Origin of the sequence: Acinetobacter tibetensis, assembly GCF_023824315.1 — a bacterium.
Lineage (GTDB): Bacteria > Pseudomonadota > Gammaproteobacteria > Pseudomonadales > Moraxellaceae > Acinetobacter > Acinetobacter tibetensis.
Window position 1 is genome coordinate 296,440 of record NZ_CP098732.1, and the last position, 20,095, is coordinate 316,534.

Consider the following 20,095-nt stretch of genomic DNA (forward strand, 5'->3'; position numbering starts at 1 on the left):
CAATGACTACTAGATTTAAAAAAAAACCAAATAATGCTGGTTTTACCCTCATTGAGTTGATGGTAGTTGTCGTAATTGTTGCAATCATTGCAGCAATTGCGATCCCGAGTTATCAGGAATATGTACGACGTAGTCTTGCTTCGCAGGCTCAGCAGCAGATACAGCAAATATCCAATTCGCTTGAGAAAAATAAAGCACGAAATTTTAACTATTTGGGTTTTACATTGTCGCCAAATCCAACAGTTTTGCCTGTTGGGGCGACTGGAGCATCAATAAAGTATTCTATCACTGTCCAAGATGGTGCAAATACTGCAAGAGCTTTAACAGATAGTTCTGCAGCTGGGCAAAGTTGGGTAATTCGTGCAGAATCTACCGATGCTAAAAACTTTAGTTATCTTATGACAAGTTTAGGGTTTCGTTGTAAAACTAAAACAACTGCGAATATTTCAGCCACCAGTGTAACAAATGCGACTTGTGGAACTGGAGGCGAGTCATGGTAGTGAAAATTAAAGGCTTCACACTTGTTGAGCTTATGATTGTCGTAGCGATTATCGGGATTCTAGCGATGATAGTTTACCCTTCTTATCAAGAGTTTGTTCGTAAAACAAAGAGAGCGGACACTGAAAAGGAGATGATGGAAATTGCATCAAGAATTCAGCGTTATAAAATTGCTAACTTTACTTTTCTGAAAACAGATGGTAATCCAATTGGTTTAACTGATATAGGACATAAGAGCGTAAGTCCTCAGTCAGGTACAGTTTTGTATAATTTAGCATTATCCAATGTCACAGCTGGGACTTGGACATTAACGGCTACACCAGTCACGAGTGCTGGCCAGTATGGTGATGGACACATAGTTTTGAATCATAGAGGTGAGCGTTGTTGGGAAAAAGGATCTGACAAAACAGGCTCAGCGTGCGTACCATCCTCAACCACAAATTGGGGCGGCAAATAAAAGCTAAATTCAAAACTGTGGATAAATCATTTTTTGATCTTTCCCTCATGCTGAATTTAGCGTAGAATGTCGCCCTCTATCAAAGGGGTTTGAAATGTATCGATGGTCGGTACAGGGAAAATCCGTAAAAACTATAAGGTTGTATCATGGTAGTTATTCGTCTTGCACGCGGTGGTGCTAAAAAACGTCCGTTTTATCAAATCATTGTGACTGATAGTCGTAATGCACGTGACGGTCGTTTCATCGAACGTATTGGTTTCTTCAACCCAACAGCTCAAGGTAAAGCAGAAAAACTTCGTTTAGATGCTGACCGTTTTGCTCATTGGGTAGCACAAGGTGCTCAACCTTCTGATCGTGTTGCTTCTTTAGCTGCTCAAGCTAAGAAAGCTGCAGCTACTGCATAATTTTAGATTAAGTAGTAGGTATAAGCCCATGACACCAACACAGAATGTTCCCGAAGATCGTATTCAGATTGGACAGTTACGTTCAGCATATGGATTAAATGGGTGGCTCTGGGTCTATTCCAATACAGAACCTATGAGCAACATATTTGACTACCTGCCTTGGTACATTGAGACCAAAGCAGGTTGGCAAATTGTAGATGTAAAACGTTGGAAACCACATGGCAAAGGTTTGGTTGTTTGGCTGAAAGGTGTGAGTGATCGCACAGCAGCAGATAATCTGGTCGGTGCAAATGTCTGGATCTCAAAATCTCAACTGCCTCAAGCAGGCGTGGACGAGTATTATTGGTCGGATTTAAAAGGCTTAACTGTGTTAGGTTTGAATGATGAAGAGCAAGAAGTGAATCTCGGTCAAATCCATGAACTGTTCGAAACAGGCGCTAATGATGTGATGGTGGTTCGCGCAACTGCTGAAAGCATCGATAGTGAAGAGCGTATGATTCCATGGCATAAAGATGTGATACAACGCGTTGATCTCGAAGCTGGTCGTATCTACGTCAATTGGGGCGTAGATTATTAATCCTGTTTAGGATTCACACAGCAGGAAAATAGAGGAGTCTGCGGTGTTTTTTGCAGTCATTACGCTTTTTCCTGAAATGTTTGAAGCGATTACAGCCTACGGTATTAGCGGGCGCGCAGCAAAGCGTGACATTGTACAAGTCCATTGTATTAATCCACGTGAATTTGCTGAGGGCAACTACAAAAGAGTGGATGAACGTCCCTTTGGTGGTGGTCCAGGTATGGTGATGATGGCGGAGCCTCTGGCAAAGGCCATTCAACGTGCCAAACAGCTTGCAGAGCAAGCAGGAGCCGTTCATGTTCCAGTGGTGTATATGTCGCCACAAGGGAAAACCTTAAATGAGCCTGCGGTACAACAGTTTGTCGAATATGATGGATTGATTGTGTTATGTGGGCGTTATGAAGGGGTAGATGAACGTTTAATCCAAAAATATGTTGATCAGGAATGGTCAATTGGGGATTACGTTTTATCAGGTGGAGAGCTTCCTGCGATGGTGTTGTTGGACAGTATTATTCGACGTTTGCCGAATACGATGTCTGATGAGCAATCGGCTGTGCAAGATTCTTTTGTGGATGGTCTGTTAGATTGCCCACAATATACCAAGCCAGACCATTTTGAAGGTTTGGATGTGCCCGATATATTGAAGTCGGGACATCATGCCAACATTGAAAAATGGCGGTTTTTGCAGCGTTATCAGCGGACTCTTGAACGCCGACCTGAGTTGGTGGAAAAGGTGGAGTTGACCAAGCAGCAAAAAAAATGGCTTAAAGATTTATAAGGCAGATAACGTCAAGTTATTTTCCAAATCCAATACTTGAACGGTTGTGTTGAAGTGTTGTTTATTAGGCTCTTTATGTCTTGAAGCGGTCAAGTATAAAGGGAAAGTCAATCGGGTCTATGCGATTTTAGCCTCTATACCCAGTGGATATCAGACCTCTTCTGACCCACACATATTGGAGATACCCCATGAGCGGTAAGCATCCTTTAGTACAAGCTGTTGAAAATGCACAGCTTAAACAAGACATTCCAGCTTTTGCACCAGGTGATACTGTTATCGTTCAGGTAAAAGTAAAAGAAGGTGATCGCGAGCGTCTTCAAGCATTTGAAGGTGTTGTTATTGCGAAGAAAAACCGTGGTTTGAACTCTGCGTTCACAGTACGTAAAATTTCTAGCGGTGTTGGTGTTGAGCGTGTATTCCAAACTCACTCTCCAATCGTTGCTAAAATCGAAGTGAAACGTCGTGGTGACGTTCGTCGTGCTAAACTTTACTACCTACGTGAATTGTCTGGTAAAGCTGCACGTATTCGTGAAAAATTACCAGCTCGTAAAGTTAAAGCTTAATTTTAAGTTTTTACACGAGTTGAAAAATGCGCCATTTGGCGCATTTTTTATGTTTGATGATTAAAGCCCTTGCAGTTTTAAGCGGTTGGCATGTTGACGATAGACATCGACTGGATCTGGCGAGAATACTGAGCGCAAAGCAAAGAATTGATTAATTACATCTAAATGGTTCCAATTATAATTGTCTCGAATGGTCTTGCCATATTTTGCGCTACAACGTGAAACCAAACCATCATTGTCATTTGGCGCTTGCATCAATAAACCTGTAGCTGCCAATAATGAATCTGGATCAAGAATATTGGTTAAAGTTGAATTACCCGAAAACGAATAGAAGTAAATGCCATTTTCTGTTACAGCACCTTCACCACAATTTGTTTTTGGCATACCTAAAGCATACTTTTGACTAAATGATTTAGATCCTGCCTGACTTAAGCTTTTTCCAGCAGCAAGGGCATCATGCGGGAGTGAATTAGGATCCTGTTGTTGCGCCCATACAATCGCTTTAGAGCCAAAGTTAATCAGGCCAACTAAGGGTTGTTCTAGCGGTGTGCCTTGAGCAGAAATAATCAAATCTGCCACAGGTGAGCCTTTTAAAGGGCTTGAAATTGCAGTGGAAGACGCGACTTTAGATGGGGCAACATTCGAAACATAAGCAATGCTATGTCCGCCGTGACTATGTCCCAGTAGATTGACTTTGCTTGCACCTGTGATGGCTAAAATTTCATCGACTTGTTGTAATAGTTGTTCACCGCGAACTTCCGAGCTATTAAAGGGTGAAACGCGAGTTGCCCATGCATTGGCACCATTACGTGCTAAATCAGGTAAAATTTGATACCAATAATCCACACCCAATTCATCTGTGCCTGCACGAATCCATCCGCCCATCCCATGTGCAAAGACCAATGGATATTTGGTTTTTGCATAGTTTGAGGTGACGTATTTCGCTTGAATTTGTGATGCACTGGCTTGAGTTTGGCTGGTACTCAGCACACAGGTCGATAGCAGTCCAGCTATCAAGAATCCATATTTCATTGATCTTCCTCTATTTTAATTTTTCTATCGACAAAAAGAATTGTCAAAATGAGTATAAAGTTGGAGTGTGGATTGGGCGGACAAATCCGATTAAATTAAATACAATTTGTAACTTTATAATTCTAAAAAATCCCTCAGAGTCATGTGCCTAGAGGGAGTATTGGCATTAAAGACCTTGAAGTTTTAAACGATTGGCATGTTGGCGATAAACATCGACGGGATCTGGGCTGAACAATCCTCTTAATCCTAAAACTTGGTTCACCTCATCTAGGTGATTCCAATCGTAATTATCACGAATGACTTTGCCGAAATGGGTGCTGCAACGTGCCACCAATCCATCATTGTCGGTACTGAGATAGGAGATTGGAGCCAGTAGTGAAATGGCACTGTCTGCAACATCAATGACGTTGGTCACTTGAGAGGTTCCAGTCCAAGAATAATAATAGATCCCATTGTTGGAGCTGGCGCCGCTTTTACTACAGTCGGATGCTAAGGCTGTGGTTGGGTATTTTTGATTGAAGACTTGAGAGCCTTTTTCACTGATCGAGCTTAGAGAGGCTTGAAGATCACTTTTTAGCGATGGGTTCCCTTCTGCAAAGGTAATGAGTGGTCCAATAATATAATCTGTGGCGATACCCAAAAGCTGTGAACCCGTTGGGTTTGACAGTAAATCATCTGCGACTTTGGAACCTCTAAAGGTAGCACCCACCCCTGTGAGGGAAGCGACATATTGAGGTTTGACTGCTTCGACATAGCGAATGGTCGGTCCGCCATGACTATGTCCAATTAAATTGACTTTGGGTTTACCTGTAATGGCCATCACTTCTTCGACTTGTTGTAACAGTTGTTCGCCACGGACTTCGGTCGATTCTAAAGGTGAGATTTGTGCAGCAAAGGTGGTTGCACCATTACGTGCTAAGTCGGGCAGAATTTGATACCAATAATCTAAGCCGAATTCAGCGACACCAACGCGACTAAAACCAAACATCCCATGGGTAAACAATAACGGATATTTGGTTTTGGCATAGGTACTTTGAGCGGTGGTGTTTACGCTCAGCACACCCGCTGTTACCGAACTGGTAGCAAATCCGAGGCATGCGGCTAAACCCAGCAGTGAAAGGCTATGTGCTATTTTTTTCGTTTTATACATATTTTCATCCTGAAAAATGGTTTGGTTGGACAGAATTATTCTGCGAAAGGAAGTTTCCCTCCTGAGTCATGTGTGGTTTCAAAAGTTCCAAGTCGAAGTTGTTCTTGTGGATTTTTAAATTGTTGTTGGCGCAATTGAGCAATGGCTTGTTGTTGTGCAGATTCACTCATCTGACTCTTTAGAATCTGGTCACGCTGCGTTAAATATTCATTCACACGTGATTTCCATTGGCCTCGATCTTGATCCAATTGCTCCAGTCTAGTGGTTGCTTCTGCACCGACTAAATTCATACGCATTTGGCGAAGCTCTTCAGCAGAGCCGCCGCGAGCTTTAATATCACTGGTCAGTTTGCGTAGATCTTCCAATTTAGACAATTGTTCCAGATTCTCACGCCAATCTTCAGGCAATTGTGCAAAGAGTTCTTTTAGTTTTTGTGCCTTTTGAACTTCATTTAGAGATGGGTCTGCTATGATCGACATACGGTCTAAGGTATATTCGTGGTAGGTATTTTCTGCACCAAATAATCCCTGGATTTCAGCAGAGGAAAAAAATTGTGCGCGCAAGTTGTTCATCAGTGCAAAAACTTTTCGATAGTATTCAGGGTCTTGTTTATCTAGGTTGGGTTCTTTTAAGTTGCCTAGCTGAACTCGATAGTCGATATAACGATTCCATAAATCAATAATTTGGCTTAATGCAGGTTCTTTGTAGCCTTTTTGCATGTAACGCGTGAAGTCTTGCTTAATTTGATCAATCTGTTTTTCCCCATATTGGGTAATGAAATATTCAAAGCAATTCCGTGTTTGTTCATTCACGATTAAATGCTGACTTTGATTTAAACTGAGCTGACAATTCACTTCAGTATCTTGTTGGCTTGTACTGACAAAAGGCTGTGTGGTGCCATGCGATGCCGTATGTCCTGTAAGTGAGGAAGTTGAATGCTGCGCGTCTACGAGTGGATGGGGGGTCGTGTTGGAGCCTGTGGTTGCACTCGGTGCAAGCCACACCAGAAATCCGAGTAGAATAATCACTACAACGGCAAGTATCAGCCATAATTTCTTTTTTTGCATATCCTATGCCTAATATCCATTTTTAATTTTTATGCAGTTCATTTGCTGAACTTGTTTTATTGTGCAATGCAAACGTAAATAAACAACAGAAAAGTTGTAAAACTAGATGAGCGGTTGTTAGTATTGCGGCAGTTGAAATACGTGTTCTGAGTTATGAAATCATCTGCTGCAAAAATCCAGCGCCGCGCGGTTCATGGGGTATTTTTGTTAAATAAACCCTTGGGTATTAGTTCAAATGCGGCATTACAAAAAGTACGCTGGTTATTGAGGGCAGAGAAAGCAGGGCATACAGGTGCTTTAGATCCGCTGGCATCAGGCCTATTACCAATTTGCTTTGGTGAAGCCACGAAGTTTTCTCATTTCTTATTAGATTCGACCAAACGCTATCAAACCACGATCCAGCTTGGACACAGTACGACCACGGGTGATGTGGAAGGTGAGGTACTGCTCGAACAAGCGGTGCCAGTATTGACTGAAGAGAGTATTCAAAATGTATTGAATGAGTTTGTTGGAGAAATTCAGCAAATTCCTCCGATGTATTCTGCACTCAAAAAGCAAGGTCGCCCGTTGTACGAATTGGCACGTAAAGGGATTGAAGTGGAACGTGAAGCACGTCCTATTACAATTGAGGCGATTCAGCTACTTTCATTTACCGAAAGCAGTATTACGTTGGATGTGACTTGCTCTAAAGGCACCTATATTCGTGTGTTGGGGGAAGATATTGCCAAAGCTTTAGGGACGCAAGGGCATTTGACCTATTTGCACCGTATTCAGACCGGTCATTTTGAACTGATTCCAAGTTACACGATTGATTACTTAGAAGGCTTAACTGAACAAGAGCGCGAAGCACTGTTGTTGCCTGTGTATGCACCTGTTCAGCATTTTACTCAAATTCAAGTTCCTGAAGGTCGGGCAGAATATTTTAGTCGTGGCATGGAAAGTAATATTGATCATGCTGCGGAAGCCCAAGTGCTGGTGTTTGATGGTGAAAAGTGCCTCGGATTAGCCGAAATTAATGATCGAAAGCGTTTAATTCCTAAACGTGTTTTGAATCTGTAGGTGGCTGACAATGATGGAACTCGATCTGATTCTGAGTCTGGTCTTCTTTGCTTTTTGTGCAGGCGCCATTGATGCTGCTGTGGGTGGTGGTGGACTCATTCAAATCCCTGCGATTATGGGGGCAATGCCACAGTTGGCACCAGCCACAGTTTTTGGCACCAATAAACTTTCTTCTATTTTTGGTACGGCATCTGCGGCGTTTTCATTTATGCGTCGCGTATCATTGTCGTGGAAATTGCTGTTGGTGATTGGGGTAGGGGCTTTTATTAGTTCCTACTTGGGAGCAGCCTGTGTTTCCATGATTCCCACCCAAGTACTGAAACCCTTTGTGCTGTGTATGTTGATTATTATCGCAATTTACACATTCATGAAGAAACAATTTGGTCAGGTACATTTTCAACAGGAAATCACCACTAAAATACTGGTACTTGCAGCGATTGGGAGTGTCTTGATTGGCTTTTATGATGGAATTTTTGGACCAGGAACGGGCAGTTTCTTTATTTTCTATTTTATTCGCTACTTAAAAGTCGATTTTCTTCATGCTTCGGCGCTCTCCAAAATTGCCAATTTCATGACCAATTTTGCTGCATTGAGTTTTTTTGTGCCCGCAGGTCATGTGTTATTTGGCATTGGTTTAACCATGGCCGCTGCCAATATTGCAGGTTCTTTGGTTGGGGTTAAACTCGCTTTAAAATATGGTAGTGGTTTTATTCGTATTATCTTTTTAATATTGGTGTCTATTTTAATTGTCCGATTAAGTTACCAAATTCTCTTTCCTGCTTAATAGCTCAACGCATCTATGTTGTATCAATAATTAAATCCAATTTCTAAGCTTACCCTTGCCTCAGCAAGGGTTTTTCATTTATAGAAGCGTAGATTGGTAATGAGTCGTGCTTCTTCAGAAACTGCATACTTTTGCTCCATCAATAATTTGAGGATGGCTTTTTTGCCTTCCTCTTTATAGTGTGGGCAATAAGATGCTGCAACACTCAGTTCATCCAACGCTCGCCATGTGTAGACACTGTCATTAACAAATAGAATATCGCTCGGACGTTTGATCTGGCAAGCTTGTAAAGCAAATTGACATGCTGTTTCAAATTGCATTTGTTCACGATAGTAGCGTGCTAGTTCATATAATGGCTCTGCACGTTGTGGACGGCTGACCCAAGCTTGTAAATAAGCAGTGCGAATACTTTCCGCAGATTGCTTTAATTGTTCGGTTAATTGTGCTGCTCTAAATTGTGCCATCCAACGCTCTTCTTCCCAGCCATTCGCATTGGCACGTCGTTGATAGGCTTCTAGTGCCTGTTGAGGCATGTGTGCATCTTGGTAACTTTGCGCAAGATAAAATTGATAACGCAAATTTTCTGGTTCATCCAGAATACCTTGCTTTAAAAGGTCAATATCTTTGAGATAGGTTTGTGGGTCATGTCCGCGGGCACTGTCATGCTGCACAAAAATTTGAGGACCTTCAAGAGATGTCCATTGATGAGGCGAAGTAGAATCAAGATATTCATGTAATACCCCTTTCCAAACCCAAGGGAGTTTGGTCGAGATCATGGCATTACGTTGATAACGTAAATGATCATAGATGCATTCAAAATAATACGCTGTACCCGATAATGTGCCCCATTGAAATTCTGGTTTTACCAATAAGCTTTCATCGGCATCGATAAACATTAAATAGTCGGCATGGGGAAGGGAAGAATCCTGAGCCAATTGTAAAGCTTCGGTACGATTGAAACCAAAATTGTGCCAAGGGCGTTCAAACAGCTTGCCAGGCAAATCCTGCATAAACTCTTGAATCAGTTTTTGTGTACCATCGGTTGAACCCGTATCGACAATCACCCAAGAATGAATCCACGGTTTGACCGATTTTAAACATCGTAAAATCACAGCGGATTCGTTTTTGACAATCATATTGAGGCGAATATGTGGTTGCATTGTTGTTCTTATGTTCCCTTTAATTCTTTTGATTATAGTAGTTTTTCAGCAAATTGAATTCAAGGGTATTCCAGTAAGCGCTATTTTAGTTGAGGATACTTGGCTGGATAAAATTCTATCGTTTAAAGAGCAGTTGCTGATATTAAATACAGCAACTGCTTTTGATGGATTAAATCTGGATTTTAAGAGGTCGATGTTTCTGCATTCGCTTCTGGTGCTGTGCGACTGGCACGATAGGTGACGCCGACCGAAGCGGTCATAATGCACATGAGGGCTAAAGTTTGCCAAAGGGTAATGTGTTCTTTTAATAACAGCATACCGGCAATCGCTGCTAAAGCAGGAGATAAACTGGACAGTGTGCCATAACTGAGTTTACTCAGACGTTTGAGTGCCATTAAATCAAGTGTATAAGGAATTGCAGTGGCTAGGAGGGCAATCATTAAGGCTTGTGGCCAGTATTGAAATTGCAACATCGCTTCAGGATTACGAATACTGTTAATGGGTAATAAAATGAGGGTCGACAGTACGATGGCGATACTCAACGCATGCATCCCTATATTCTGGCGTGCAACTCTTTGACCAAAATAAATATAAAATGCCCAACAAATACCTGCACCTAATGCATATGCTGCACCAATATAAGAAAAATTGTGGGCGTGTGCATCTTGCCAAGGCACCATCAGGGCAATCCCTGCAATCGCGAGTCCGACCCAAATATAATCACTTTTGTGTTTAATCGAGAGCAGCGCTAAGGTCAAAGGTCCTAAAAACTCTAATCCAACGGCAATGCCTTGTGGCAACTTACCTAAAGAGGCATAGAACAAAACATTCATGACGCAGACAGCGGCGCTGTAAAACAGTAAATCACGCCATTTTAAATCCGATAGGTGCTGGATGATTTTCCATGAACGGAACATCAATACCACCAAAATAGAGGCAAAACTGAGACGTAAGGTTACTACGGTAAAAGGGTCTAATGCTTGCATGAGCTGCTTGGCAAATGAGGCACTGACTTGATATGCCAACATGGATAACACCATGAAAAATACGGCACTCAGTTGACTGTTTAGCATATCAGTTGTGGTCTCCATGACAAAGAAAGCAAAAAGAAGATTAAGTGAAGTTAAAACATAGTTATGATGAATATTTTAGCGAATCATATTGATTCACTAGATGATTTTAAGTTGGCTTCGGTACGGCATTTGGCTTGTTGTGTGGTATAAGTACAGCCAATTGAAGCGGTAATAATGGTGCCAAGTGCTAGCCACTGTGTCCAAAGCAATTGCTCATTTAAGAATACAAAGCCAGACAGTGCCGCAATTGCAGGTTCAAGGCTCATTAAGGTCCCAAAACTCAATGCAGTTAAATTACGTAAGGCAATCATTTCTAAGGTAAAGGGTAAAGCACTTGCCAGAACGGCCAAACCGATAAAATAGAATAAATTGGGGGGCTGGAAAACATGACTGGTCATGCCTGAAAATAAGGCGACGGGTAGTAAACACAGCATGCCGACAAACATGCCCAAACACACCGTATGATTGCCTGAAATACCCGAAGGACGTTGACCTGCAATAATATAAACTGCCCAACATGCCCCTGCGCCAATCGCGAAGGCAATGCCTATTAAATCGAGCGATTGTGTGGCTTGGTCAAAAGGAAACAGCAGGACTAAGCCTAAAATTGCCATACTGACCCAAAGTAAATCGTATTTTTGCCGCGCATAGTACAAGGCGACGCTTAAGGGTCCAATAAACTCAAATGAGACGGCAATACCCAGTGGGAGTCGTTCAATCGATAAATAAAACAGTCCATTCATGCCTGCCAGTGCAATGCCATAACTTAAAATAGAAGACCAACGCACACTTTTAAAATTAATTTTCCAGATTTGAAAAATAACCGCCAGAATCAGCGCACCGAGCAGCATACGCATGGCAGAAACGGTAAGAACTGGAAATTGCTGAAACAGAATTTTGGCCAATGAACCGCTACTTTGCACACAGAGCATGGCAATAAAGAGCAGGAAAACCGCTTGTAAATAGGAGGGGGTTTTAAAGTTCAACATGAGTTAGGACATTTTGTTTTATATCAGATGATCAATTTGTATATTTTTTTCAATCATAACACTGTGCAGGTGAAATAGCTTGTAAGGGATGAACTAAATTAGTGCAATAGATGCAGAACAAAACTAGAGCGTATTGGAATGCTGAATTGAAAAAAAACCGATCTATTCCCCATAGGCAATAGATCGGTTTTGAGCTGTGAAATGCGCTTTATTGACCCAATTAAGCGGAGGATGGATCAATAAAAAACCACAGACACAAGTCTGTGGTTTCTCACATCGAATAACTTAGAACAATACGCGAACGCGGATTGTACCTTCAACGTCTTGTAATGTATCAAGTGCTTCTTGAGATGCAGTTGCATCAACATCCATGACTAAATAGCCTACATCACCTTTGGTCATTAAAGACTGACCAGAGATGTTGATGCCGTGTTCAGCAAACAAGTTGTTGATTTTTGAAAGTACGCCAGGCACATTCTTGTGAATGTGAAGTAGACGGTGTTTACCTTCAGTTAATGGCAATGCAATTTCTGGGAAGTTTACAGCAGAGAGGGTCATCCCTTTATCTGAGTAAGAAACGAATTTCTCAGCAACTTCTAAACCAATGTTTGCTTGCGCTTCCATAGTCGAACCACCCACGTGTGGGGTTAAGATCACGTTTGGAATGTTACGTAGTGGAGAAACAAATTCTTCACCATTGGCTTTTGGTTCTTTCGGGAACACGTCAATCGCAGCACCAGCTACATGACCTGATTTTAAGGCATCTGCTAAGTCTTCGATGATGACACATGTACCACGTGCAGCATTGATGAAGATAGAACCTTCTTTCATTTGTGCAAATTGGTCTTTACCGAAGAAGTTACGTGTAGACGGAACATCTGGTACGTGTAAAGAAACCACGTCAGCATTGGCAAGAAGTTCAGCCATACTGCCGACTTGACGTGCGTTACCTAAAGGTAATTTAGTGACTGCGTCAAAATAGATGACTTTCATCCCCATGCTTTCAGCTAAAACTGAAAGTTGAGAACCGATTGAACCATAACCCACGATACCTAAAGTTTTACCGCGTGTTTCAAACGAACCTACAGCAGATTTGTTCCAACCGCCCGCATGTGTATCTGTTGATTTTTCAGGTACACGGCGAAGAAGAAGAATTGCTTCTGCAAGTACAAGTTCAGCCACTGAACGAGTATTTGAATATGGTGCGTTAAAAACTGGAATACCACGAACCATCGCAGCATTTAAGTTCACTTGGTTGGTCCCGATACAGAAACAGCCCACAGCAATCAATTTGTTTGCTGCTTCAAAAATTTCTTCAGTCAACTGAGTACGGGAACGAATACCAATGAAATGTGCATCTTTGATCGCTTCTTTCAACGCTTCACCCTCAAGCGCAGTTTTACGATAATCGATGTTGGTGTATCCAGCAGCATTTAAAGTGTCGACTGCGTTTTGGTGAACGCCTTCTAACAACAAGAAACGAATTTTATCTTTAGGCAGGGAAAGATGTTGGCTCATTACGGCTCCGCTACAAAGGCCAAATTTGGTCGCGGTATCATAACATAGGACTTAGGTCGATATACATTTCCTTTATGACGCAACGATCAGGTATTTTGGCGAAATATACGTCACAACCTGTCGTTATTGGTCTAACTAAGCCTGTAATTTACAAGGTAACCTTGTTAAAACGCGATTTTCTGCGGGTTTTGACGAAAAATGGCATATAATAATGCTCCGTGAAAAAATACGGTGCAGATGGACTGTCCGTTACTTCACGCGCTGTCTAGTTATTGTTCCTTTGTTACCGCTGTTTCAGTTGAATAATGCATTAGATTCGACACCACTTGTTTACTTCATTGCAAGGTCTGAAAACGATGAATGCTCCAGTCGCTTTAACCCCAGAGTTGTTGACCCAATTGACCGAAATTGTTGGCGAAAACCGTATTAAAACGGATACCGATAGCCTGCAAAATTGGGGTCGAGATCATACTAAACACTTTGACCCAAATCCTTCCGTTGTCGTTTTCCCTTCAAGCACTGAACAAGTTCAAGCTATTGTTAAACTCGCAAATCAATACAATGTTGCGGTGACACCATCGGGTGGTCGTACAGGTTTATCTGCGGGTGCTGTGGCAGCCAATGGTGAAATTGTAGTCAGCATGGACAAAATGAACCAGATTCTGGAATTTTTCCCTGCTGACCGTATGGTACGTGTACAAGCGGGTGTAGTGACTGAACAATTACAAAATTATGCTGAAGAACAAGGTATGTACTACCCAGTAGATTTTGCTTCTGCGGGTTCTTCACAAATTGGCGGTAACATTGGCACCAATGCGGGCGGTATTAAAGTCATTAAATATGGCATGACGCGTAACTGGGTGCTGGGCTTAACCGTGGTGACGGGTAAAGGCGACATTTTGCGTTTAAACAAAGGCATGATTAAAAATGCTACAGGTTATGCGCTACAGCATTTATTTATTGGTGGTGAAGGTACTTTAGGTTTAGTGACTGAAGCTGAAATTAAATTAGAGCGTCAACCGCAAGACCTACAAGTGATGGTGTTGGGTGTGCCTGATTTTAATGCGGTGATGCCTGTATTACATGCGTTCCAAGCTAAAATTGATTTAACTGCATTTGAATTCTTTGGTGAATTGGCGATGCAGAAAGTTTTAGATCATGGACATGTACAACGTCCATTTGAAACACAATGCCCATTCTACGTATTACTTGAATTTGAAGCGCCGTTTGAGCCAATTATGGACAAGGCGATGGAAATTTTTGAGCATTGCATGGAACAAGGTTGGGTGCTGGATGGCGTGTTGAGCCAAAGCCTTGAGCAAGTCGAAAGCTTATGGCGTTTGCGTGAAGACATTTCTGAGTCGATTGCGCCATTTACTCCATACAAAAATGACATTTCAGTTTTGATTACTCATGTGCCTGCATTTATTCAAGAAATTGACAGCATTGTGTCAGAAAACTATCCAGACTTTGAAATCTGCTGGTTTGGTCATATTGGCGACGGTAACTTGCACTTAAATATTCTTAAGCCTGCCGATTTAAGCAAAGATGAATTCTTTGCGAAATGTCAGGTGGTGAATAAATACGTATTCGATACTGTGAAAAAGTATGATGGTTCTATCTCTGCCGAGCATGGTGTGGGCATGACCAAAAAGCCGTATTTGGAGTATTCACGCAGTGCTGAAGAAATTGAATACATGAAAGCTTTGAAAAAAGTATTCGATCCAAACGGGATTATGAACCCTGGTAAATTATTCGATCTTTAATCTGAATCATGTAAAAAAAAGCGTACTTTATCGTGCGCTTTTTTTATAAATTGCTAAAAATAAAAGAATTTGTATAATAGAAAACATTAAAAAAACAAAGTACATAATATGAACAATAAAATTTTATATTTCATTATTGCTGGGCTAGTTTTGGTGGTTTTATGCCTCGTTTTTTATCGAAATGATAAACTATCCGACATGGTCAGCGCATTGAATTCAATTGATACCGAAATATGTGGCTCTCAAGTTTCCTTGCCTAAGGAGTATCAAGTTTTAGCAGCCAGTGTTTATGCAGGTTCATCTAGTCATAATTTCCCCGCAGAATATAATGGCTATAAAGCAATTGATGTGATGGTGACAGTTACTCAGCCTACCGTGATTGTTTTAAGTGGTTATGAACAAAATGTTTGGAATATTAAAGCAACACAGCCCAATTTAGTAAAAGCCATCTTACTTGCAGGATATTATGATCAGAAGGTAATTTTAAATGACATTAAAGCCAAAATTTTAGGAGGGAAAGGTTCTGCCTGTCAGGGAAGCTATTATGATGAGCAGGAGATTAATCAGTTGAATCACTATAGTCAGTCGCACCTTAAAAGAAATGTAGATGCACTATATGTATTGGGAGGCACTCAATACATTAATATGGATGACAGTTTGGTTGCCCCATTAAAGAATAAGCTAAAAGAACATTTGCAAGCCTATAGTACAAAAACTGCACCTGTACTCACCAGTGAACATTATATGCAATTGCCCGAAAGTGATGAAGGAATGCAAAAAGCGTTGCAATTGGGTTTAATTCGACCAGCAACTTATGCTGATGCTAAGCAATTTGATTTAGCTCAAATTAGACAAAACAATGGAGATAATCCAGAGTTGACAGTAATAGTGGGGGCGGGTGACGACGAGTTAAGACATGAGTTTTATTCAGACCATAGTTATGTCATTTTGAAACCTTTTAAGTTCCCAGAGGATATGTATGGTGCACATTCCGCGACATTTTATTTGCCCCAAGGGGTTGCCTATCCAATAGGTGAGTTATCTCATTCAACACTCTATAACATGAATGATGGAACCTGTAGAGGCGCAGGATGCGGGCACTAGCTTTTGAACGGATAATTTAAGTCAAGCACCGTAATGGCAACATTGTGGTGTTTTTTATTGCTTGAATAAAAAGGGATACATATCTCTGACCAAGAAAAACAAACGCTACATTGTTGCCATAGAGTTATGTGGCTAAGCATTGCATCATAACGGGTATGTAATGATATCTATGGGGAATTTGTCATGTTGCGTTTAGTTTCGGTTTCAGCCTTATGCTTAGGATTATTGGCAGGCTGTGCCACCACACAAAATTTAGTCAATAAGGTCAGCAGTCCAGACACACCTTTGGCGCAAGTATTAAAACAACGTCCTGATTTAGTCAAAGAATTATCTACCGTAGAAATTCGTCAATTTTTTAACAGTGTAGAAGCACCAACGGCTGCACAAGTGAAAGTGACGGAAACAGGTTTAATGGACGATTCAGTCCGTTCGATTCGTACCATCTATAGTTTTAAACATATGGATAATGACTGGAAATTGATCGAAACTGAAAAGTCGTATCAATGTATGCGCGGTAAAAATACCAAGAATTTCCAAACTGCGAAGTGTTCTTAATAAATCTTTGATTTATGGTTGAAAATTAGGCTGTTTTGCTTCATAAAAAGCGTATCTATTGATGCGTTTTTTTTATTTTGGACTTTATAAAAATGAATATTTTAATTGTGGGGAATGGTTTCGATTTGTCGCATTATTTGCCGACTAAGTACGATCATTTTATGGATGTGATGGGGGCAATAGAAGCAAAAGATACAGGTGGTTTACCTGCAAATTTGTCTGAAAGAAAAATAAACGAATGGTTAGAAGAATTAGACAAAATTTTCCAAAAGCGAAATAAAATGGAGTCCCTACCTTATCATATGAAGTTTGATGAATTATATGCTCAAACTCGTGATCCAAATTTTATAGATAAAACTAAAGAATACTATTTAACAGAGAAAATTTTTCTTCCGGCACAAGATGTTATTAAAATTCAATATAGATTAGCTCTTAATTCGTGGTATCAATATTTTAAAAATCATGTCGTGGAGATCAAAACATGGATTGATTTCGAACAAAAAATTGAAAATGTTTTAACTTTAGTTGGGAAGAAAATTCAAGAGATTGAACATATTGAAACAGAAGAAGAAATAATAAATTATTTTAATGGTACCGATAATTCCAAACCAAAAATTAATAACAAAAATTTGAACACATTGAATTTCTTTCATCTAACAGTCAAAGAACATATGAGTAGAGTTCTATCAAGAGATTTACGAACTGGAAAGCCATTTAAAACTGCAACGGGAATTTTTATTAACATTCATAAGGAATTTTGTAATGGTGCCAACAGGTCTAATGGTTTTAGCCCTAGCTACTTTATTGATTATCTAGCTGAACAGTTAGAAGATTTTATACAATTATTTAATCTTTATTTGGAAGCAATCATAAAGAATTTAAAAGAAAAAAATCAATTTATCATCAAGTCTGAAAGTTGGTTGGATCCAGATAAAATTTATTCATTCAATTATACAAACACATATCAACGAATTCATAAAAATGTTGAAGTGGACTATTTGCATGGTTCATCAGTAGAGAAACAAAATATTGTTTTAGGTGTATCTGATTTAGAAGATAAATCTTTAAAGAAAATTAAAGCGTATGGATTTACGAAATATCATCAGAAACTTTTTAAAGATACGGATTATTTATTTTTAGATGGATATAAAAATAATATTTCAAAAAATGAAGAAGATATTTTGGTTTTAAAAAATGAATTGAAGGGTGAAAATAGAGCAGCTTATCGTGATAGTTTAAATAATAAGATTAGGTCAAAACAGAATGAGTGTAAATTGAACTTAGATATAACAATTTGGGGGCATTCATTAGATGTTTCAGATAAAGATTATATTATCGATCTGTTTAGTTTAAATGATGATATGGATCGTAATGTTCGAGTTACGGTTTACTATTTCAATAAGCCAGCAAAGTTTGCATTATTAAATAATTTATTGGCAATTATAGGCAAAGATATAGTTGAAAAATGGATGAAAAATAAGTGGCTGCAATTTAAAGAAAATCCAGAAATTAAATTTATAGAAGCTGAAAATCAAAAAATTGCTTAATATAGATTTTGATCTTTTACTTAATGTAAAAAATTACAATTCCCAACCGATAAACTGCTAAACTACACCCACTTGACCTAGTGGGTGTACTAGCTTGAGTGATAAAAATCTCACAACTGAAATTACTTAAACTGTCTTAGACACCTTGTGAATACGGTGTATTAAGCTGCTAAACCTTAGCGCATTCAAAAAAAACGTAATTTAAATAAATCTCTCAGTGCTGGTCATTGGGCTGACGCTTATCTCCCAAAAATAGCTTCCAGCCTAGATCAGACCATAATGATATGTAGAAAAAATGCAAAAAGTTCAAACGACCCCATTGAATCGTGCCACGCTGATGTTTCCTTTAGCTTTGGTGCTGTTCGAATTTTCCGTCTATATCGGAAATGATTTAGTCCAACCTGCCATGCTAGCCATCACTAAAGAATTTGGTGTCAGCAGCAGTTGGGCACCATCATCCATGTCTTTTTATCTGTTGGGTGGAGCCTGTGTCGCTTGGCTCTTGGGTCCCTTATCGGATCGACTTGGGCGTAAAAAAGTACTGTTAACAGGCGTACTGTTTTTTAGCGTCTGTTGTTTACTGATTTTACTCACTCACAATATTGAGCAATTCCTTGCCCTACGCTTTTTACAAGGCATTGGATTAACCGTGATTTCAGCCGTGGGTTATGCTGCCATTCAGGAAACTTTTGAAGAGCGTGATGCCATTAAAGTCATGGCACTGATGGCCAATATTTCCTTACTTGCACCTTTGCTCGGCCCAGTTTTAGGGGCATTCCTGATTGACCATGTGTCATGGCATTGGGGTTTTATCGGGATTGCTTTATTGGCCTTTTTGAGTTGGTTTGGTTTAAAAGCAAAAATGCCTGCAACACAACCAACCGTGGTGAAACAGCCATTACGCTATATTTTTTCGGACTTTAAACGAGTCTATCAAAATAAGCGTTTTCTTGGTTTAACCTTGGCATTGCCTATGGTCAGTATGCCTTTGATGTTATGGATTGCACTTTCGCCAGTCATGTTGATAGAAGAGCTTGGACTGAGCAGTTTGCAATACGGTCTAGCGCAATTTCCTGTATTGGGCGGGTTGATTGCGGGCAATTTGGTGTTGATTAAAATCATCGATCGGTTGGCTTTGGGCAAAACGGTGATGATGGGCTTACCGATTATGCTGTTGGGCACGTTGCTGATTCTGGCGGGTATCTTCTGGCGGGATTATTTCCTGCTGTGTTTAATTATCGGTATGACCTTGATCAGCTTTGGTGAGGGGATTAGTTTTTCAGTGCTGTACCGTTTTGCTTTAATGTCTTCTGAGGTGTCGAAAGGCACTGTGGCTGCTGCCGTGTCGATGCTGTTGATGTTTAGTTTCTTTTTTATTATTGAAGGGGTGCGCATTCTGTATGAACAGTACCATTTACTGGCCTATGGTTTGGCATGTTTTGTTTTGATTGCGCTATGGTTTAGTTTTCCACGACGCATGTTGCAACAAGTCTTGTTGGAGCGTAAAGCCAAAGGCGAGTTTTAATTCGCTTAAAACTTTTTTTGTTCAAACAGGCAGATTGATGCCTGTTTGATTCATTTGGATGCTGTGAAAATGACATTGCTTAAGATTCAAATTTCTTTAATTTGTGATCAAAAACAAAGGGACCGAAGGGTAAAATTGAGGCGATAAAACCGAGAATAAACATTTTAATCGACCATTTCTGTTTTTCGCAGACAACAAATAGCACGGCCAAAAATAGAATAAACAGAATACCGTGTCCCATTCCAACGAATTTCACTAAGATTGGATTGCCCCAAATATATTTTAAAGGCATGGCAATAAATAGGAGAAGCAGAAAAGATAAGCCTTCCAGAAAACCAACAACACGCAAGGTTTTAATAGTCATATTCAAAACAATAAAATTGAGAATGAATCTCGATTCTAGCGGAAACAGGTGAATCTTTATACATAAAAAATGGGTGCAATCGATAAAATTTTGCATGGTATGAGTGGCTGGTCATTATCAATAGG

At 40.2% G+C, this 20,095-nt stretch carries 21 protein-coding genes; 13 read left to right on the forward strand and 8 right to left on the reverse strand.

The window, feature by feature from the left end; translation table 11 throughout:
* The first annotated feature begins 2 nt into the window (after window positions 1-2).
* The 6 genes from M5E07_RS01355 (at window position 3) to rplS (ending at window position 3,277) form a co-directional block, all read left to right on the forward strand.
* Window positions 3-500, forward strand: coding sequence for a prepilin-type N-terminal cleavage/methylation domain-containing protein (locus tag M5E07_RS01355; protein WP_252221276.1), 498 nt, complete (start codon window positions 3-5; stop codon window positions 498-500).
* Entirely contained in the window at window positions 494-955 is a 462-nt protein-coding gene (locus tag M5E07_RS01360; protein ID WP_252221278.1) for a type IV pilin protein, read from the forward strand. The genes M5E07_RS01355 and M5E07_RS01360 overlap by 7 nt, the downstream gene beginning before the upstream one ends.
* Before the next feature lie 146 nt (window positions 956-1,101).
* Entirely contained in the window at window positions 1,102-1,359 is a 258-nt protein-coding gene (gene rpsP, locus M5E07_RS01365) for a 30S ribosomal protein S16 (RefSeq protein WP_016168678.1), read from the forward strand.
* 28 nt (window positions 1,360-1,387) lie between these two features.
* Window positions 1,388-1,936, forward strand: coding sequence for a ribosome maturation factor RimM (gene rimM, locus M5E07_RS01370; RefSeq protein WP_116761012.1), 549 nt, complete (start codon window positions 1,388-1,390; stop codon window positions 1,934-1,936).
* Between the two features lie 43 nt (window positions 1,937-1,979).
* A complete protein-coding gene (gene trmD, locus M5E07_RS01375) occupies window positions 1,980-2,714 on the forward strand; it encodes a tRNA (guanosine(37)-N1)-methyltransferase TrmD (protein WP_252221280.1) in 735 nt (244 codons plus the stop codon).
* Between the two features lie 188 nt (window positions 2,715-2,902).
* On the forward strand, window positions 2,903-3,277 hold the full coding sequence (gene rplS, locus M5E07_RS01380) for a 50S ribosomal protein L19 (RefSeq protein WP_004691454.1): 375 nt from the start codon (window positions 2,903-2,905) through the stop codon (window positions 3,275-3,277).
* 60 nt (window positions 3,278-3,337) lie between these two features.
* On the opposite strand, the gene M5E07_RS01385 is transcribed toward rplS, so the two are convergent.
* From M5E07_RS01385 to M5E07_RS01395, 3 genes are all read right to left on the reverse strand, one after another.
* Window positions 3,338-4,309 (reverse strand): esterase/lipase family protein, encoded by a 972-nt coding sequence (locus M5E07_RS01385; RefSeq protein ID WP_252221282.1) that lies wholly within the window; start codon window positions 4,307-4,309, stop codon window positions 3,338-3,340.
* Window positions 4,310-4,475: 166 nt separating this feature from the next.
* Window positions 4,476-5,459 (reverse strand): lipase family alpha/beta hydrolase, encoded by a 984-nt coding sequence (locus M5E07_RS01390; protein ID WP_252221284.1) that lies wholly within the window; start codon window positions 5,457-5,459, stop codon window positions 4,476-4,478.
* A 35-nt stretch (window positions 5,460-5,494) separates the two neighbouring features.
* Entirely contained in the window at window positions 5,495-6,526 is a 1,032-nt protein-coding gene (locus M5E07_RS01395) for a lipase secretion chaperone (RefSeq protein WP_252221286.1), read from the reverse strand.
* Window positions 6,527-6,679: 153 nt separating this feature from the next.
* On the opposite strand from M5E07_RS01395, the gene truB reads away from it, so the two are divergent.
* Together truB and M5E07_RS01405 are read left to right on the forward strand one after the other, a co-directional pair.
* Window positions 6,680-7,585: a tRNA pseudouridine(55) synthase TruB gene (gene truB, locus M5E07_RS01400; protein ID WP_252221288.1), complete on the forward strand. Its 906-nt coding sequence runs from the start codon at window positions 6,680-6,682 to the stop codon at window positions 7,583-7,585.
* A 13-nt stretch (window positions 7,586-7,598) separates the two neighbouring features.
* The gene (locus tag M5E07_RS01405; RefSeq protein WP_252223642.1) at window positions 7,599-8,369 is read left to right on the forward strand and encodes a sulfite exporter TauE/SafE family protein; all 771 of its coding nucleotides are present in this window, start codon (window positions 7,599-7,601) and stop codon (window positions 8,367-8,369) included.
* 74 nt (window positions 8,370-8,443) lie between these two features.
* Here M5E07_RS01405 and M5E07_RS01410 read toward each other — a convergent pair whose 3' ends face one another.
* From M5E07_RS01410 to serA, 4 genes are all read right to left on the reverse strand, one after another.
* Window positions 8,444-9,529 carry a tetratricopeptide repeat-containing glycosyltransferase gene (locus M5E07_RS01410; RefSeq protein ID WP_252221290.1) on the reverse strand — a complete coding sequence of 362 codons (1,086 nt, stop codon included), beginning with the start codon at window positions 9,527-9,529 and terminating at the stop codon, window positions 8,444-8,446.
* Window positions 9,530-9,711: 182 nt separating this feature from the next.
* Window positions 9,712-10,602 carry an EamA family transporter gene (locus tag M5E07_RS01415; protein WP_252223644.1) on the reverse strand — a complete coding sequence of 297 codons (891 nt, stop codon included), beginning with the start codon at window positions 10,600-10,602 and terminating at the stop codon, window positions 9,712-9,714.
* Window positions 10,603-10,685: 83 nt separating this feature from the next.
* On the reverse strand, window positions 10,686-11,591 hold the full coding sequence (locus M5E07_RS01420; RefSeq protein WP_252221293.1) for an EamA family transporter: 906 nt from the start codon (window positions 11,589-11,591) through the stop codon (window positions 10,686-10,688).
* Between the two features lie 285 nt (window positions 11,592-11,876).
* The gene (serA, locus tag M5E07_RS01425; protein WP_116761030.1) at window positions 11,877-13,109 is read right to left on the reverse strand and encodes a phosphoglycerate dehydrogenase; all 1,233 of its coding nucleotides are present in this window, start codon (window positions 13,107-13,109) and stop codon (window positions 11,877-11,879) included.
* A gap of 356 nt (window positions 13,110-13,465) precedes the next feature.
* Between serA and M5E07_RS01430 the strand changes: the two genes are divergently transcribed.
* The 5 genes from M5E07_RS01430 to craA all read left to right on the forward strand — a co-directional run bounded on the left by M5E07_RS01430 (window position 13,466) and on the right by craA (window position 19,606).
* Complete coding sequence (locus M5E07_RS01430) at window positions 13,466-14,875, forward strand: FAD-binding oxidoreductase (protein WP_116761032.1); 1,410 nt, start codon at window positions 13,466-13,468, stop codon at window positions 14,873-14,875.
* A gap of 108 nt (window positions 14,876-14,983) precedes the next feature.
* Window positions 14,984-15,979: a hypothetical protein gene (locus M5E07_RS01435; protein ID WP_252221295.1), complete on the forward strand. Its 996-nt coding sequence runs from the start codon at window positions 14,984-14,986 to the stop codon at window positions 15,977-15,979.
* 183 nt (window positions 15,980-16,162) lie between these two features.
* Window positions 16,163-16,534, forward strand: a complete 372-nt coding sequence (locus tag M5E07_RS01440) for a hypothetical protein (RefSeq protein WP_116761034.1) — start codon at window positions 16,163-16,165, stop codon at window positions 16,532-16,534.
* Between the two features lie 92 nt (window positions 16,535-16,626).
* Window positions 16,627-18,081 carry an AbiH family protein gene (locus M5E07_RS01445; RefSeq protein ID WP_252221297.1) on the forward strand — a complete coding sequence of 485 codons (1,455 nt, stop codon included), beginning with the start codon at window positions 16,627-16,629 and terminating at the stop codon, window positions 18,079-18,081.
* Between the two features lie 295 nt (window positions 18,082-18,376).
* Entirely contained in the window at window positions 18,377-19,606 is a 1,230-nt protein-coding gene (gene craA, locus M5E07_RS01450) for a chloramphenicol efflux MFS transporter CraA (protein ID WP_252221299.1), read from the forward strand.
* A gap of 79 nt (window positions 19,607-19,685) precedes the next feature.
* Here craA and M5E07_RS01455 read toward each other — a convergent pair whose 3' ends face one another.
* Window positions 19,686-19,970 carry a DUF3817 domain-containing protein gene (locus tag M5E07_RS01455; protein ID WP_116761114.1) on the reverse strand — a complete coding sequence of 95 codons (285 nt, stop codon included), beginning with the start codon at window positions 19,968-19,970 and terminating at the stop codon, window positions 19,686-19,688.
* Between the last annotated feature and the right edge of the window lie 125 nt (window positions 19,971-20,095).

What these genes read in the sequence shown, in the direction of transcription:
- M5E07_RS01355 (WP_252221276.1), top strand. Translation starts at nt 3, where the DNA reads ATGACTACTAGATTTAAAAAAAAACCAAATAATGCTGGTTTTACCCTC.
- M5E07_RS01360 (WP_252221278.1), top strand. Translation starts at nt 494, where the DNA reads ATGGTAGTGAAAATTAAAGGCTTCACACTTGTTGAGCTTATGATTGTC.
- rpsP (WP_016168678.1), top strand. Translation starts at nt 1,102, where the DNA reads ATGGTAGTTATTCGTCTTGCACGCGGTGGTGCTAAAAAACGTCCGTTT.
- rimM (WP_116761012.1), top strand. Translation starts at nt 1,388, where the DNA reads ATGACACCAACACAGAATGTTCCCGAAGATCGTATTCAGATTGGACAG.
- rplS (WP_004691454.1), top strand. Translation starts at nt 2,903, where the DNA reads ATGAGCGGTAAGCATCCTTTAGTACAAGCTGTTGAAAATGCACAGCTT.
- M5E07_RS01385 (WP_252221282.1), bottom strand. Translation starts at nt 4,309, where the DNA reads ATGAAATATGGATTCTTGATAGCTGGACTGCTATCGACCTGTGTGCTG.
- M5E07_RS01390 (WP_252221284.1), bottom strand. Translation starts at nt 5,459, where the DNA reads ATGTATAAAACGAAAAAAATAGCACATAGCCTTTCACTGCTGGGTTTA.
- M5E07_RS01395 (WP_252221286.1), bottom strand. Translation starts at nt 6,526, where the DNA reads ATGCAAAAAAAGAAATTATGGCTGATACTTGCCGTTGTAGTGATTATT.
- truB (WP_252221288.1), top strand. Translation starts at nt 6,680, where the DNA reads ATGAAATCATCTGCTGCAAAAATCCAGCGCCGCGCGGTTCATGGGGTA.
- M5E07_RS01405 (WP_252223642.1), top strand. Translation starts at nt 7,599, where the DNA reads ATGGAACTCGATCTGATTCTGAGTCTGGTCTTCTTTGCTTTTTGTGCA.
- M5E07_RS01410 (WP_252221290.1), bottom strand. Translation starts at nt 9,529, where the DNA reads ATGCAACCACATATTCGCCTCAATATGATTGTCAAAAACGAATCCGCT.
- M5E07_RS01415 (WP_252223644.1), bottom strand. Translation starts at nt 10,602, where the DNA reads ATGCTAAACAGTCAACTGAGTGCCGTATTTTTCATGGTGTTATCCATG.
- M5E07_RS01420 (WP_252221293.1), bottom strand. Translation starts at nt 11,591, where the DNA reads ATGTTGAACTTTAAAACCCCCTCCTATTTACAAGCGGTTTTCCTGCTC.
- serA (WP_116761030.1), bottom strand. Translation starts at nt 13,109, where the DNA reads ATGAGCCAACATCTTTCCCTGCCTAAAGATAAAATTCGTTTCTTGTTG.
- M5E07_RS01430 (WP_116761032.1), top strand. Translation starts at nt 13,466, where the DNA reads ATGAATGCTCCAGTCGCTTTAACCCCAGAGTTGTTGACCCAATTGACC.
- M5E07_RS01435 (WP_252221295.1), top strand. Translation starts at nt 14,984, where the DNA reads ATGAACAATAAAATTTTATATTTCATTATTGCTGGGCTAGTTTTGGTG.
- M5E07_RS01440 (WP_116761034.1), top strand. Translation starts at nt 16,163, where the DNA reads ATGTTGCGTTTAGTTTCGGTTTCAGCCTTATGCTTAGGATTATTGGCA.
- M5E07_RS01445 (WP_252221297.1), top strand. Translation starts at nt 16,627, where the DNA reads ATGAATATTTTAATTGTGGGGAATGGTTTCGATTTGTCGCATTATTTG.
- craA (WP_252221299.1), top strand. Translation starts at nt 18,377, where the DNA reads ATGCAAAAAGTTCAAACGACCCCATTGAATCGTGCCACGCTGATGTTT.
- M5E07_RS01455 (WP_116761114.1), bottom strand. Translation starts at nt 19,970, where the DNA reads ATGACTATTAAAACCTTGCGTGTTGTTGGTTTTCTGGAAGGCTTATCT.